This window comes from Bradyrhizobium diazoefficiens (assembly GCF_016616235.1).
Classification (GTDB): domain Bacteria; phylum Pseudomonadota; class Alphaproteobacteria; order Rhizobiales; family Xanthobacteraceae; genus Bradyrhizobium; species Bradyrhizobium diazoefficiens_H.
This window is the reverse complement of sequence record NZ_CP067100.1, coordinates 2,013,939-2,028,378: the sequence shown is the minus strand read 5'-3', so window position 1 is coordinate 2,028,378 and position 14,440 is coordinate 2,013,939. Positions and strand designations below refer to the sequence as shown.

Annotated in this window: 13 protein-coding genes; 4 read left to right on the top strand and 9 right to left on the bottom strand. The window is 65.2% G+C overall.

Annotated elements, in window-relative coordinates; genetic code table 11:
- Positions 1-123: 123 nt before the first annotated feature.
- The gene (locus tag JJB99_RS09630) at positions 124-924 is read right to left on the bottom strand and encodes a fumarylacetoacetate hydrolase family protein (protein ID WP_200498536.1); all 801 of its coding nucleotides are present in this window, start codon (positions 922-924) and stop codon (positions 124-126) included.
- A 161-nt stretch (positions 925-1,085) separates the two neighbouring features.
- Between JJB99_RS09630 and JJB99_RS09625 the strand changes: the two genes are divergently transcribed.
- Positions 1,086-2,597: a hypothetical protein gene (locus tag JJB99_RS09625; RefSeq protein ID WP_246775191.1), complete on the top strand. Its 1,512-nt coding sequence runs from the start codon at positions 1,086-1,088 to the stop codon at positions 2,595-2,597.
- 6 nt (positions 2,598-2,603) lie between these two features.
- Here JJB99_RS09625 and JJB99_RS09620 read toward each other — a convergent pair whose 3' ends face one another.
- Positions 2,604-3,905, bottom strand: a complete 1,302-nt coding sequence (locus JJB99_RS09620) for an MFS transporter (RefSeq protein WP_200498535.1) — start codon at positions 3,903-3,905, stop codon at positions 2,604-2,606.
- Positions 3,906-4,260: 355 nt separating this feature from the next.
- Between JJB99_RS09620 and JJB99_RS09615 the strand changes: the two genes are divergently transcribed.
- The 3 genes from JJB99_RS09615 to JJB99_RS09605 are packed head-to-tail and all read left to right on the top strand — an operon-like array spanning position 4,261 to position 8,030.
- Complete coding sequence (locus JJB99_RS09615; protein WP_200498534.1) at positions 4,261-5,475, top strand: ABC transporter substrate-binding protein; 1,215 nt, start codon at positions 4,261-4,263, stop codon at positions 5,473-5,475.
- A gap of 7 nt (positions 5,476-5,482) precedes the next feature.
- Positions 5,483-7,216, top strand: a complete 1,734-nt coding sequence (locus JJB99_RS09610; protein ID WP_200498533.1) for an FAD-dependent oxidoreductase — start codon at positions 5,483-5,485, stop codon at positions 7,214-7,216.
- A 19-nt stretch (positions 7,217-7,235) separates the two neighbouring features.
- Positions 7,236-8,030: an IclR family transcriptional regulator gene (locus tag JJB99_RS09605; protein ID WP_200498532.1), complete on the top strand. Its 795-nt coding sequence runs from the start codon at positions 7,236-7,238 to the stop codon at positions 8,028-8,030.
- 269 nt (positions 8,031-8,299) lie between these two features.
- Here the strand turns inward: JJB99_RS09605 and JJB99_RS09600 are convergent, their stop codons facing one another.
- The 7 genes from JJB99_RS09600 to JJB99_RS09570 all read right to left on the bottom strand — a co-directional run bounded on the left by JJB99_RS09600 (position 8,300) and on the right by JJB99_RS09570 (position 14,439).
- Positions 8,300-9,313, bottom strand: a complete 1,014-nt coding sequence (locus tag JJB99_RS09600; protein ID WP_200498373.1) for an IS5 family transposase — start codon at positions 9,311-9,313, stop codon at positions 8,300-8,302.
- A 141-nt stretch (positions 9,314-9,454) separates the two neighbouring features.
- Positions 9,455-10,234: an SDR family NAD(P)-dependent oxidoreductase gene (locus JJB99_RS09595; RefSeq protein WP_200498531.1), complete on the bottom strand. Its 780-nt coding sequence runs from the start codon at positions 10,232-10,234 to the stop codon at positions 9,455-9,457.
- Positions 10,235-10,288: 54 nt separating this feature from the next.
- Entirely contained in the window at positions 10,289-10,879 is a 591-nt protein-coding gene (locus JJB99_RS09590; RefSeq protein WP_200498530.1) for a thiamine pyrophosphate-dependent enzyme, read from the bottom strand.
- A 5-nt stretch (positions 10,880-10,884) separates the two neighbouring features.
- Entirely contained in the window at positions 10,885-11,427 is a 543-nt protein-coding gene (locus JJB99_RS09585; protein ID WP_200498529.1) for a thiamine pyrophosphate-binding protein, read from the bottom strand.
- 271 nt (positions 11,428-11,698) lie between these two features.
- Positions 11,699-12,403 (bottom strand): GntR family transcriptional regulator, encoded by a 705-nt coding sequence (locus JJB99_RS09580; RefSeq protein ID WP_200498528.1) that lies wholly within the window; start codon positions 12,401-12,403, stop codon positions 11,699-11,701.
- 17 nt (positions 12,404-12,420) lie between these two features.
- Positions 12,421-13,164, bottom strand: coding sequence for an aspartate/glutamate racemase family protein (locus JJB99_RS09575; protein WP_200498527.1), 744 nt, complete (start codon positions 13,162-13,164; stop codon positions 12,421-12,423).
- Between the two features lie 9 nt (positions 13,165-13,173).
- Positions 13,174-14,439: an NAD(P)/FAD-dependent oxidoreductase gene (locus tag JJB99_RS09570; RefSeq protein WP_200498526.1), complete on the bottom strand. Its 1,266-nt coding sequence runs from the start codon at positions 14,437-14,439 to the stop codon at positions 13,174-13,176.
- Position 14,440: the final 1 nt, after the last annotated feature.

The following is a 14,440-nucleotide window of genomic DNA, read 5'->3' as shown; positions in this document are numbered from 1 at the left end:
CCCTGCCATGATCGTTCGCCAGGCCGCCGACGTCCTGCAGTCGGACGCGCGGAGAGTCCTCCTCACCCGGAATTTGCACTCGCAAATTCCGGCCTCTCCCCGCAAGCGGGGAGAGGCGAAGAGTCAGACGATCTTGATCGACATGTCCGGCAGGCCCTCGAGCTTGCACAGAAGCACGTCGCCCTTCACGACGGCGCCGACATTCTCCGGCGTGCCGGAATAGATGATGTCGCCGGCCTTGAGCTCGAACGCTTCCGAGAGCTTTGCGATCTGCTCGGCGACGCTCCAGATCATTTTGCTGAGATCCGAGCTCTGCCTCACGGTGCCGTTGACGGCGAGCGAAATGGCGCCCTTGTCGAAATGGCCGGTCTTGCTGGCCGGGTGGATCGGGCCGAGCACCGCGGCGTGGTCGAAGCTCTTGCCGATCTCCCAAGGCTTCTTCTCCGCGGCCATGCCGTTCTGCAGGTCGCGCCGAGTCATGTCGAGGCCGAGCGCGTAGCCATAGACATGGTCGAGCGCCTTGTCGGCCGGGATATTGGTGCCGCCGGATTTCAGCGCGGCGACTAGCTCGACCTCGTGGTGATAGTTCTTGGTCAGCGACGGATAGGGATGATCGGCGACCTCGCCGATCGCGACGTTCTGGATCGCGTCGGTCGGCTTCTGGAAGAAGAACGGCGGCTCGCGGTTCGGATCGGAGCCGCGCTCGATCGCATGGGCGGCATAGTTGCGGCCGATGCAGTAGATGCGGCGAACCTGGAACACACTCGTCTCGCCGACGATCGGGATCGTCACCATCGGCACCGGGAAGATCGGCTTCGGCCCGGCCTGCGCAGCGGCCGGAGCGGCTTCGGCGATCGTGGCTGCAGTCACCAAGGCGGCGCTTGCGAGCAGATCGCGTCGCGTCGGTGAGGAGGTCTTTTTCACGTCTTTTGCTCCCTGGGACGGTTATTTGTGCCGGACCGACCGATAGAGGATCAGGCATCCTCGAGCAACGTCTTTAGCATCGATATCGCAGCGCATCATGAGAATGCGGCGCTAGGATCAGTCATATGACAAGACAGGGCAGCCGCCATGCAGGAGACCGGATGGAGCAGCGAGACGCGGCTGCACGCGCCATCCGCGCCGCCGGAATGGCACTGCTTGTCATCGCGATATCGCCGGGAGCCGGCAATGGCGCGGAGATCGTCGATCCGAAAGGGCTGAGCGCGATCGGCACGATCGATGCGCGCTTCCAGTCGTACAACATCGAGATGGTGGAGGTCACAGGCGGACGGTTCTGGAAACCTTATGCGCAAGGAGGGCGTCGCGGCGATCGCTACGCATATCGCCCGCCGATCGATCTCGCCAACACGCGCCTGCGCAAGCTCGCCGCAGCGCTCGGGCCGGCCTATTTGCGCGTGAGCGGCACCTGGGCGAATGCGACGTTTTTCGCCGACACCGACACTACGCCGGCCGCACCGCCTGCCGGCTTCAACACCGTGCTCAGTCGCACACAATGGCGCGGCGTCGTCGATTTCGCACACTTCGCCAATGCGGAGATCGTGACGTCTTTCGCCGTCAGTCCCGGCAGCCGCGACGCCGATGGCGCCTGGGCGCCGGACCGGGCCCAGCGTCTCCTCGATTTCACGCGATCGCTGGGCGGCCGCATCGCTGCGGCTGAACTCATGAACGAGCCGACGCTCGCGGCGAACAATGGCGCATCAATGGGCTATGACGCGAATGCCTATGGCCGCGACTTCAAGATCTTTCGCACATGGCTGAAGCGCGCGTCGCCCGGGACGTTGATCGTTGGGCCCGGCTCGGTCGGCGACTCCGCCTCATCCCCGGCCACCGGCATCAACACACGCGATCTGCTCGCTGCATCGGGCCCGGGACTCGATCGCGTCTCCTATCACCACTACAATACGCTCTCGCCCCGCTGCGGCGGGCACGACAATCCCGCCCTGGCGCTGTCCGAGGACTGGTTTTCGCGGACCGATGCCGCGCTTGCCGTCTACCGCAGACTGCGCGACGAATTCGAGCCGGACAAACCGATCTGGCTGACGGAGACCGCGGATGCCGCCTGCGGCGGCAATCGCTGGGACGCGACCTTTCTCGACACGTTCCGCTATCTCGATCAGCTCGGCCGGCTGGCGAGAGCCGGCGTGCAGGTGGTGATGCACAACACGCTGGCGGCGAGCGACTACGGGCTGCTCGACGAAAAGACGTTTCGGCCACGGCCGAACTACTGGGCCGCGCTGCTCTGGCATCGCCTGATGGGAACGACGGTGCTCGAGGCGAGCACGGCCTCGACGCGGGCCGTTCACGCCTATGCGCATTGTCATCCCGTGACGAAAGGCGCGGCCTCCGTGCTCCTCATCAACACGTCGCAACATGGATCGCACGCCGTGACGCTGGCGGCGCCCGCCGACCGCTACACGCTCCGGGCGCGCCGCCTCCAGAGTGCGCGCGTGCAACTGAACGGCACGACGCTCGCCTTGACCGACGGCGATGATCTGCCGCGCCTCGCGCCGCAAGCGGCACCCGCAGGCCGGATCCGCCTGCCGCCCGCCAGCATCACCTTCCTGGTGATGCGGGACGTGGCCGCGTGCCGCTAAGTGATTTCAGGATTTCAGCGCATCGCGCGCCGTCTCCGGCGTCATCAGGGTCGCGATGATCGTGACGATCGACAGCGCGATGATGTAGACCGACACCGCCCAGTAGGAGCCGGCCCACGCCAAAAGCGCGGTCGCGATCAGTGGCGAGAAGCCGCCGCTGATCGCTGCGGCAACATTGGCCCCCAACGAGGCGCCGCTGTAGCGCACCTGGGTGCGGAACAGCTCCGGCATGAAGGCGGCCTTGGGCCCGAACAGCAGCGCGTGCGTCAGCGTCATCGTGACGACGAGCGCGAAGGTGATCAGCGCCGGCTCCTTTGTATCGAGGAACCAGAATAGCGGAAACGCAAGCGCCACCGAGAACACGCCGCCGGCGAGATACAGCGCCTTGCGGCCAAAGATGTCGGAGAGCCAGCCGGCCAGCGGCAGCGTCGCGAACTCCACGATCGCGGCATAGACCACGGCATTGAGGATCACCTGCCGCGGCAGGCCGAGCTTTGTGGTGGCATAGACCACCGTGAAGACGGTGAGCAGATAAGCAAGACCGACCTCGGACACCGTGATGCCGATCGCGAGCAGAAAGCTGCGCCAGTCGCGGCGCAGCACTTCCCACACCGGCTGCGCCAGCACTTCCTTCCGCTCCACGACCTCCTTGAAGTGCGGCGTCTCCGCGAGCTTGAGCCGCACGATGAAGCCAACGCCGACCAGCAAAATGCTGATCAGGAACGGCACGCGCCAGCCCCAGCTCAGGAAATCCGCTTCAGGCAGCTGAGTCATCAGACCAAAAATGCCGGTCGATGCCGCGACGCCGACGGGAAAGCCGATCTGGACCAGGCTGCCGTAGAAGCCGCGGCGATTGCCGGCGTGCTCGATCACCATCACCACTGCGCCGCTCCACTCGCCACCGAGCCCGATGCCCTGGATGAAGCGCAGGATGACGAGGAAGATCGGCGCCCAGATTCCGACCTGGCTGTAGGTCGGCAGACAGCCGATCAGGAAAGTGCCGAGCCCCATCGCGATCATGGTCGCGACCAGCATGGTCTTGCGGCCGATCCGGTCGCCGTAATGCCCGATGATCGCGCCGCCGATCGGCCTCGCCACGAAGCCGACCGCATAGGTCGAGAATGCCGCGAGCGTGCCGACGAAGGGATCGAAGTTCGGAAAGAACAGCTTGCTGAACACCAGAGCCGCAGCGGTGTTGTAGATCAGGAAGTCATACCACTCGATCGCAGTGCCGAGCGCGCTCGCCCAGACCACATGCGCCGTCGTCGATCTCTCCGCCGAAGCGGAGGCCCCTGTTGCTGCCGTCATGTCCTGCCCCAAAGATTCCGGGAAGCATCATGGATAATCGCGTCGCTGGTTGCAACCTGCCCGCGTGTTTGTTTCCCCATTCTCAGTATCTGGTCATTCCCGCGAAAGCGGGGAATCCAGTACGCCGCGGCCTCTCGGCTCAACCTCAACCGTCTCCGGACTACTGGATCGCCTGATCAAGTCCGGCGATGACACCGAATGTGAAGCGCGCGTGTCCTCTCATGATGCGGAAGCGCCAAAAATCGCCCTGCGTCAGAGATATCAATTCGCCATTGACAAATTCATTCGCCATTATCTAATTGGCAGCCAGAATAACCGGCCGCGCCAAGTGGCCCACAAAAGAGAGGGAACGACGATGAGAGGGCTTTTGGCCTTTGCCATGCTCGCGGCCATGACGTCGGCTGCCATGACCACAGTCGCGCGTGCGCAAGTCTCCGACGATGCGGTGCGGATCGGCGTGCTGACGGATCTGTCGAGCTGGGGCCGCGACAACAGCGGGCCGGGATCGGTCGAGGCCGCAAAAATGGCGGTGGAGGAATTCGGGCCCACCGTGCTCGGCAAGCCGATCGAGATCATCAGCGCCGATCACCAGATGAAGACCGACGTCGGGGTGCAGATCGTGCGCGGCTGGTTCGACAACGGCAAGGTCGACGCCGTCGTCGACATCCCCAATTCCGGCATTGCGATTGCCGTGCACAACATGGTGCGCGAGCGCAACAAGATCGCACTGCTCTCCGGTCCCGGCGCGAGCTCGCTGACCGACGAGCTGTGCAGCCCCAACACCGTCCATTTCACCTACGACACCTACGCGCTGTCCAAGGTGACGGCCTCCGCCGTGATCAAGGAAGGTGGCAAGTCCTGGTACTTCATCACCGCTGATTACGCCTTCGGCCAGCAGCTCGAGAAGGACGCCACCCGCTTCATCAACGAGATGGGCGGCAAGGTCCTGGGCGGCGTCAAGCATCCGACCAACACCGCCGACTTCTCCTCCTTCGCGTTGCAGGCGCAGAGCTCGAAATCCGACGTTGTTGCCTTCGCCAATGCCGGCCAGGACACTGACAACGCCATCAAGCAGTCCGGCGAGTTCGGCCTCGTCCAGGGCGGCCAGAAGCTCGTCGGCCTCTTGATGTTCGACACCGACGTGCACGCGATCGGCCTGAAGTCCGCGCAGGGCACCTATATGACGACGGCTTCGTACTGGAACATGGACGAGGCGACGCGTGCCTGGTCGAAGAAATTCTACGAGCGCACCAAGGTGATGCCGACCATGATCCACACCGGCGTCTACGGCTCGGTGCTGCATTACCTGAAGGGCATCAAGGCCGCCGGCACCGACGATCCGGCCAAGGTGATGGCGAAAATGCGCGAGCTGCCGATCGAGGATACCTTCGTCCATGGCGGACGCTTGCGCGAGGATGGCCGCGTCATCCGCGACATGTATCTGGCCAGGGTGAAGTCGCCCGAGCAGTCCAAGGAGCCCTGGGACTATCTGGAGATCGTCAAGACCGTGAAGGGCGAGGACGCCTTCCGTCCGGTCTCCGAATCCAAATGTCCGCTCCTGAAGAAGTGAGGCCCAGATGACCGGCAACGAGCGTGGCGCAAGCGAAACATACGAGTGCGACGTGCTCGTGGCCGGATCAGGTTGCTCCGGCATGTCGGCCGCAATCACGGCGCGTTATCGCGGCCTCGACGTGCTGATCGTCGACAAGGAGCCGCGCTTCGGCGGCACCACCGCCCGCTCCGGCGGCTGGCTCTGGATTCCCGGCACGTCGCTGGCGAAGGCCTACGGCATCGAGGAGACGCCGGAGCAGGCGCGCACTTACTTGCGGCACGAAGCCGGGAACAATTTTGATGCAGCGCGGGTCGATGCGTTTCTCAGCGCAGGCCCCGAAGCCGTGGACTTCTTCACCAGCAAGACTGCGCTGCGTTTCGACATGCCGCTGGTCTTCCCGGACTATCACGCCGAGGCGCCCGGCGGCGCGCAGGGCGGCCGCTCCATGGTGACGCGCCCGTTCGACGGCCGCGAGCTGGGCGAGCAGATCAAGACGCTCGGCATGCCCCTGCCCGAGCTCACCGTGTTCGGCATGATGCTCGGAAGCGGCAAGGAGATCATCCATTTCATGCGGGTGACGAAGTCGCTGACGTCGGCCGTGTATGTGGCAAAGCGCCTGTCGCGACATCTCATGGACGTGCTGCGCTACGGTCGCGGCATGACGCTGACCAACGGCAATGCGCTGGCGGGACGGCTTGCGAAATCCGCACTCGATCTCAAGATTCCGATGTGGCTGTCCTCCCCTGTGCGCCAGCTAACGGTTGAGAGCGGCGCGGTGACCGGCGCGATCGTCACCCGTGAGGGGCGCGACGTCCGCGTTCGCGCTCGCCAGGGCGTCGTGCTCGCCTGCGGCGGCTTCCCGCACGATGTCGAACGACGCAAGAAGATGTTCCCGCATGCGCCGACCGGCAACGAGCATTTCTCGCCGGGACCGACGGGCAATACCGGCGATGGCCTGCGCCTTGCCGAAAGCGCGGGCGGACATGTCGAGGATCGGCTGCCGAACGCGGCGGCCTGGGTGCCGGTGTCGCTGACGACGCGCAAGAACGGCTCGAAGGGCGTGATGCCGCATTTCATCGACCGCGCCAAACCCGGCGTGATCGCCGTGATGCGCGACGGCAGGCGCTTTGCCAACGAAGGCAATTCCTATCACGACTTCGTCCAGGCCATGATCAAGGCCGCCAAGCCCGGCGAGGAGATTGCCGCGTTCCTGGTGTGCGATCACAAGACGCTGCGCAAATACGGCCTCGGCTGCGTGCCGCCGTTCCCGATGCCGCTGGGTCATCACCTCGAGACCGGCTATCTCATGCGCGGCGACACGCTGGAGGCGCTGGCGGCGAAGGCCGGCATCGATGCGAAAACGTTCATGGAGACGGTCAAGCAGTTCAATGCCACCGCGCCACAAGGCCATGACCCGGCGTTCGGCAAGGGCTCAAAAGCCTATAACCGTTACCAGGGCGACGCGCTGCATGGCCCCAATCCTTGCGTCGCGCCGATCGAGAACGGCCCGTTCTATGCCATCAAGATGGTGATCGGCGATCTCGGCACCTATGCCGGCATCGTAACCGACGAGAATGCGCGGGCGCTCGATGCCGAGGGCCGGGTGATCCCCGGGCTCTATGCCGTCGGTAACGACATGGCGAGCATCATGGGCGGCAATTATCCCGGCGCCGGCATCACGCTTGGGCCGGCGCTGACCTTCGGCTACATTGCCGGCCGTCATCTCGCCGACAGCGCCGCCAAGCGCGACGCGGCGTAAGCCACACGCCAGGAGGCGCATGAAGAGAGAAAGCCGCGGCATCCAGTCGATCGAGGTCGGCGGAGAATTGCTCCGCGCGCTCGCCAGGAGCGGCGAGCCGATGATGCTGCGCGATCTCGCCCGCGAAGCCGGCATGACGCCGGCCAAGGCGCATCCTTATCTCGCCAGCTTTTCCCGCATCGGACTGATCGAGCAGGATGAGACCACCGGCCGCTACGAGATCGGCGCGCTGGCATTGGAGCTCGGCCTGATCAGCCTCCGCCGCCTCTCCGGCGTTCGCATCGCGCGGCCAAAGATCGCCGCACTCGCGAGCCAGATCGGCCACGCCGTCTCGCTCGCGGTCTGGGGCACGCACGGCCCGACCGTGGTGCAGCTGGAGGAGCCCGGGCAGCCCGTGCACATCGTGATGCGCGCCGGCTCGGTGATGGCGCTGCTGGAGACCGCGACAGGGCGCGCTTTCGCGGCGTTCCTGCCGGAGAAGACAATCAATGCTGCGCTCGAAAGTGGCCTCGACCGTCACGGCGTCGGCTACAATCCGAAGCGCGCGGTGAAGGGCGCCAAGGTCGCCGAGATGCTCACCGAGGTCCGCAAGCACGGCCTCGCCCGCGCGCTCGGCGATCCCCTGCCCGGCGTCAATGCGTTCTCGGCGCCCGTGTTCGACCATTCCAGCCACGTCGCGCTGGTCATCACCGCGATGGGACCGGAAGGCACTTTCGATGCACGCTGGGACAGCCCGATCGCGCGTGCGCTGCGGGATTGCGCCGGCGGGATCTCGAAGCGGCTCGGTTACGGGATGACGGTGGCGGCGGAGTGATCGGCGCTGAAGCCGCTTGCGCGGCGCGCCCCCTCTCCCGCTTGCGGGAGAGGGTTGGGGGGAGGGTGTCTCCGCAACGGGACAATCCCCCAGAGGAAAGAGCCCTCACCCGCGCCTACGGCGCGACCTCGCCCGCTTGCGAGAGCTTTGCTTAATTGGATGTGCGGGGGTAGTTCCTGCTGCCGGGCTTTTTTTGCGCAGCATCTGACGGCGCACGGCATGGAACGGTTGCGTTTTGGTGGCCGACGGATGGCTTCGGGCGACGACGGTCATGCTGCAGCTCCCACAGCAGACAGCACCGCCCATCGTTTGAGATTCATGGCGAGGCAGATCAGGCGCAGATGCGTCTGGTTGCGCGCCAGGCCCAGATAGCGGGCGCGCGCCCAGCGGTAGCCGCCCTTGAGGCGGGCGAAGACCTGCTCGACCGGCGCGCGCCGCTTTCCCACAGCGTCGTTGAAGCGCTTCTGCCGCTCGGTCAGCGGATGATGCTTGTTGGGGCGGAACATCAGCCGCGGCTTGATGCCTCGCGCACGAAGGCCGCTGCGGCGCTCGTGCTTGTCATAGGCCTGGTCGGCATACACCGCCTTCTCATCACCGCAGATCAACTCGTCGGCGGGCACCGTGTCGTTGACCGCAGCATCGGTCAGCTTGCTGCGGCGGATGATCGCCGAGCCCTGGTCGATGCCCACATGTGCCTTGTAGCCGAAGTATCGTTTGCCGCCCTTCTTGGTCCAGCGCGCGTCAGGATCGCGCTTGCTGTTGACCAGTTTGCTCGGCGCCAGGCCGTCCGGGCCGGGCGGTTGCGGATCCTCTGGCGGCTTCGGCGGCTTCACCGCCGCCGGAATCAGACTCGCGTCGATCAGCGTGCCCCGCCGCACCACCAGCCCATGCGCCTCAATCTGGCGCAAGATCTCACTGAACAGCGTCTCGTCCAGGCCGGCCCGCTGCAAAGCCTCCCGGAAGCGCCAGATCGTTGCATGGTCGGGGGTCTCGTCGCCCAGCACAAAGCCGCAGAAATCGCGGAACGAGGCCCGATCATCAAGCGCCTCTTCAAGCTCCGGATCGGACAGCCCGTACCATTGCTGCAGCAGCAGCGCCTTGAACATCACCAGCCGTGGATAGGCCGGCGCGCCCCGCTCCGGTTCCGGCAGGCCGCCCAGCACGCGCTCCACTGCCTCCCAATCCACCAGTTCGCCAATCCGCCTCAGCACCGGGCTCCCTTTTCCTCGCCGCGACACCAGCGCGTCCGCGAAGCTCGGTTGTCCAACCTGACGATATGCCATCCCAGCCCCTTTCCCCTCAAGCCAGAGAGAATCCCAGACTCGTGCTTTATGCAAAGCTCTCGCAAGCGGGAGAGGTAAGAAAGCAGCGATCGCCGCCAGTTCATCGACGGCATGACATCGGCGCAGTGAAGTCTCGAGGCTCTACTTCTCTTTCACCGGCACCGTGTAGTTCAGGACCAGCCGCCCGCCATCCGGATAGATCGTCTGCCCGGTGATGTAGGATGCATCGTCGCTGGCGAGGAACGCGACCACCGAAGCCACCTCGCTCGGCTCGCCGCCACGGCCGGCCGGCGTACGCGACATCACGGTCTTGCGGGCGTCTTCCGACGTGTAGATCGAGGACGCCACCATATCGGTCAAGATCGTGCCGGGCCCGACCGCGACGACACGAATGTTGTGCGGGGCGAGCGCGACGGCGGCGACTGAGGTGAGCTGCTTCATGCCGCCCTTGGACATCGCATAGGTCGCCAGCGACGGGATCGCCAGCAGCGCGTTCACCGAGGACATGTTGATGATGACCCCACCGCCACCCTGCGCGATCATCTGCTTGGCCGCGGCCTGCACGCCGAAGAACGCGCCTTTCAAATTGATGCCGATGATTTCGTCGAATTCCTCTTCGGATATCTCGAGGATGTCCCGGTTGCGGGCGACGCCGGCATTGTTGACCATGATGTCGAGCCGGCCGAATTCCCGGACCGCGGTTGCAACGGCACGATCGACCTCTGCGCGTCGCGCGACGTGGCACGGCACGGCGTAAAGCTCCTTCGGCCTGCCCAGCTCGTTGACGGTCTTCTCGAGCTCATCGGTGTCGACGTCGGAGATGACGACCTTGACGCCGTCGTCGAGGAACCGCTTTGCGCAGGCCTTACCGATGCCGCGCGCCGCGCCGGTGATGACGGCGACCTTGCCGGATAGTTTCATGGGGCTCGCTCCAGGATAGCTGCTCGGGGCGGCTATCCCGGAGAGGGCTCCGGATCAGGCCGCCGCAAACCCGAGATGAGCACGGAACCGGTTCTTGATAAAGACGGCATCGCGCGAGGGCAGCGAGCGCGGCGGATTTTCGGCCAGAACTTTGATGACAAAAAGCCGCGGGCCATCGGCCGGTTCGGCGATTTGCGCAGCGAGGCGCTGTACTTGCTCGATGGTTCGCATAGTTCCGGTCGCGGCAAAGCCGCAGGCTGCGGCGATCGCAGTGAGATCGACGCCGCCGCCGGTGTGGCTCGCCTGCATCCCGGTCTCGCCAAAATGCTGATTGTCGATCACGACGATGTCCAGATTGCGCGGGCGCGCGACGCCAATCGTGGCGATGCCGCCGAGACCCATGAGCTGCTCGCCATCGCCGGTGAGCGCGAGGACACGCTTGGAAGGCTGCGCCTGCGCGAGGCCAAGCCCGATCAGCGCGGCGCCGCCCATGGCGCCCCAAAGATAAAAATTGTCGTCGCGATCACCGGCCGCATGCAGATCATAGGTGGGAGAGCCAAGGCCCGAGATGACCAGCATATCCTTGCGATTCTTCAGCAGCGCTGCGACGGCGGCACGGCGATCGAGCTGCGAGGGAACGGACATCGACGTCACCACTTCTTCTTGCCGATCAGGCGCTGCCCGATCAGGACTGCGATCTGCTGGTCGGCCTCGTAGGCGAGCGCGGCTGCGGATTCGACGGTCTCGACCAGGTCCTCCGCCGACTCCGCCCGCATCACCTTCAGGCCGATGGCTTCGAGCGAGGGCTGCGTCGCCCGGCTCATCGGCACCTGCCAGGGATTGAACTCGGCCCATTCGCCGCGCATCGTCACCAGCATCAGAAGCGGAAAGCGGCCGATCGCAGGCAGCGACAGCATGTTGATGCAATTGCCGACGCCACTCGATTGCATCAACAGCACGCTGCGCTGGCCGCCGAGCCAGGCGCCCGCGGCAATCGCGATGCCCTCCTCCTCCGTGGTCAGCACATTGGAGGTGACATCGCGATCGGCCGAAAACAGGCGGATGAGCTGGCTGTGCCCGGCATCCGGCACGTAGGACATCTGCCTGACATCGGCGGCTTTGAGGACGCGATAGAGTTTTGACGACCAGTCATCGCTTGCGTGTGGTTCGAGATGGGACTGAGGGCTGTGCACCGCGTGTCTCCGTGAATTTCTGGAAACAGGCTAGCGATGTTCGAGTGCGAAGGCTCTGACCGTCTGGCACGATCAGGTATCGAAGGATTGTATAGCTGCGGCCGCGAGCGGTGGTGCGCTCCCTCGCCCCGCTTGCGGGGAGAGGGTTGGGGTGAGGGGGAGTCTCCGCGGCGACGCTGGCAGTTGGACTCGTGGAGAGTCCCCCTCACCCGGATCGCATCTTCGATGCGATCCGACCTCTCCCCGCAAGCGGGGCGAGGTGAAGAGAACCTCAATTCGCCACGGACCTGGCCGACGCCGGCATGTAGATCTGCGCGTAGCCTTCCTTGATCGCCGCGGTGATACGATCGAGCCGGCGATCGATATGCTTCTCCAGCACCGACACGCAAGCCCCCTCATCCCGCGCCTTCAGACCCTCGACGACGGCGCGGTGCTCGGCCTGCGTGTTCGAGCGGTTGACCCGATCCATGTCGATCCAGCGTACGAACCGGATGCGGGCGTTGACGTTGCGCAGCACGCGCAGCATCTCGGCATTGTCAGACATTGCCATCAGCCGCTCGTGAAAGGTCTCGTCGAGCTCGACCAGCTCCACCGACGAACGCTCGCCGGGATCGGGGCCGGTAGCTTCGAGGAATTTCAGCAGCGCGTCGATGTCTTCATCCCTGGCGCGCTTGACGGCGAGCCGGACCGCGGCGACCTCGATCGACTTGCGCAGCTCGTAGAGATCGAAGATCTCGTGCGCATCGAGCTCGCGGCAGAAAAAGCCCTTGCCCGGCGTGAAGCGCAGGAAACCTTCGGTGTTGAGACGGTTGAGCGCTTCGCGCAGCGGCGTGCGGCTGACGCCGAGCCGTTTTGCCAGCTCGCCCTCGTTGAGCCGTTCGCCCGGCTTGAACTCGTAGCTCACGGCCATCGCCTTGAGCTGTTCATAGACGCGATCGACGATACTGTCCGAGGTGAGTTCCAGGTGTTTGTTCATGGGCAGCTTCTTGACCTCTAGCCAAACCGACGCGGGCGCAGTCCGGCATGAAACCATGTGATCATCGAATAGATATCATAAACAGGCCGCCCGACCTCGGCCTGCAGAGCGGCCGCATAGGGTGGCATATTGGTGCATTCGAGCACGATGGCGCCGACATCGGGGTTTTTGGCGACGAGCTCCTTGCCCGCCTCGACCACGTCGCGCTCGGCCTGGGCAATGTCCATGTCGTCCTTCTCGGCCTTGATCAGGACGCGGAAAAACTCCTTGCCGTGCTCGGTGCCGACCAGCGGCGTATCGAGCGGCACGCCGGCGCCTTCGAGATGGGCTGGCGTCAGGGTCGAGCCCGACACGGTGACGAGGCCGACGCGCTTGCCTGGCGGCAGGGTCGCCTGCACCCACGGCACCTGCATCAGCGACGAGGTCGCGACCGGCACGCCGACGGCCGCCGCGATCTCCTTCTGGAACAGCGAGAGGAAGCCGCAATTGGTGGTGATGGCTTCGGCCCCGAGCCGCACCAGATCCTTCGCCGCCTCGATGAAATCCGGCAGCAGGCCGGCGGCACCCTTCAGCACCACCTTCTCCGGCGAGGCCCCGCTCACCACGCGATAGAGCACGGGGAATGGCCAGGTCGTGCCGTTGCCCATATCGCCGGGAATGCGGGGGAAGCGCGCCTCCAGCATCAAAATGCCGAGCGGCGCGCCGTAGATCGCCTTGCCGCCACTGGCGATGCGAGAGGATGCATTGGCTGGAGTGGTCATGATGCGACCTCAGAGGAAGCGCGTGGGCGAAAACGGCGCCAGCGGAATTTCCGGCGGCTTGCCGCTCAGGAGCTGGGCGACGAGACGGCCGGTGCGGGCCGAGCCGACCAGGCCGACATGGCCATGACCGAAGGCATAGACGATGTCGCGCGAGGCGCGCGCGTGGCCGATACACGGACGTCCATCTGGCATGCTCGGCCGATGGCCGAACCAGGTCTTGATGCGCGAGGCCGGAATATCCTTTGGCAGCTTCGGGAACATGCCGAGGAGATTGTCACGCAGGATCTCGGCACGCTTCCAGTTCGGCGCGGCCTCAAGGCCCGCGATCTCGACGGTGCCGGCGGCGCGCAGGCCCTTGTTGGTCCAGTTTACCACCATCTTGGCATCTGAAGCCATCATCGAGCTGCGCGGGCCCGCTTCCGGATTCTCGATCATGACGTGATAGCCGCGCTCGGTCTCGAGCGGCAGGGGATCGCCGACCGAAGCGGTGAGCTGCTTCGAGCGGGCGCCGGCGGCGACCACCGCTGCATCGCAGGCAATCTCGCCGGTCTCGGTGATGACGGCGACGAGCTTGTCGCCGTCGAGCTTGAGACCCGTCGCCCTGGCGCGCACAAGCTTTGCGCCGCTCGCCAGCGCATGATTGGCGAGCGCGGCGACATAAGCGCCGGGATCGCGGCAGCGTCCGGCCTCCTCCACCACCACGCCAAAGGTGTAGCGCGGGTGCAGGTCCGGCTCGCGCTGACGCATCTCGTCGGCATTGAGCTCCAGCCATTCGACGCCGACCTTCTTGCGCAGGCGCCAGCCGAGATCGTTGTCGAAATTGCCGCGCGAGGGGAAGACGTGCATCACGCCGTTGCGCTCGATCAATTCGGGCACGCCGGCTTCTTCCGCGAGCTTCCGGTGCAGCAGCGGTGCGTCCTTCAGGAGATCACGCAGCGCGAAGGCGGTCTTCTCGACCCTCGCCTCGGTCCAGCCCGACAGCAGATATTTGATCAGCCAGGGCAGCGCCTTCGGCAAATACGACCAGCGGATCGCGAGCGGGCCGAGGGGATCCATCAGATAACCCGGCACCTTCTTCCAGACACCCGGCTCGGCCGGCGGGATCACCGAATGCGACGAGAGCCAGCCGGCATTGCCGTAGCTCGCCGCCTGTTCGCCGCCGGGCTCGCCCGGATCGATCAGCGTGACGCGATGGCCCTCGCGCAGCGCCTCGATGGCGCTGATCACGCCGACCGCGCCGGCGCCGATGATTGCGACGTGGCGGCCGGCTGACATT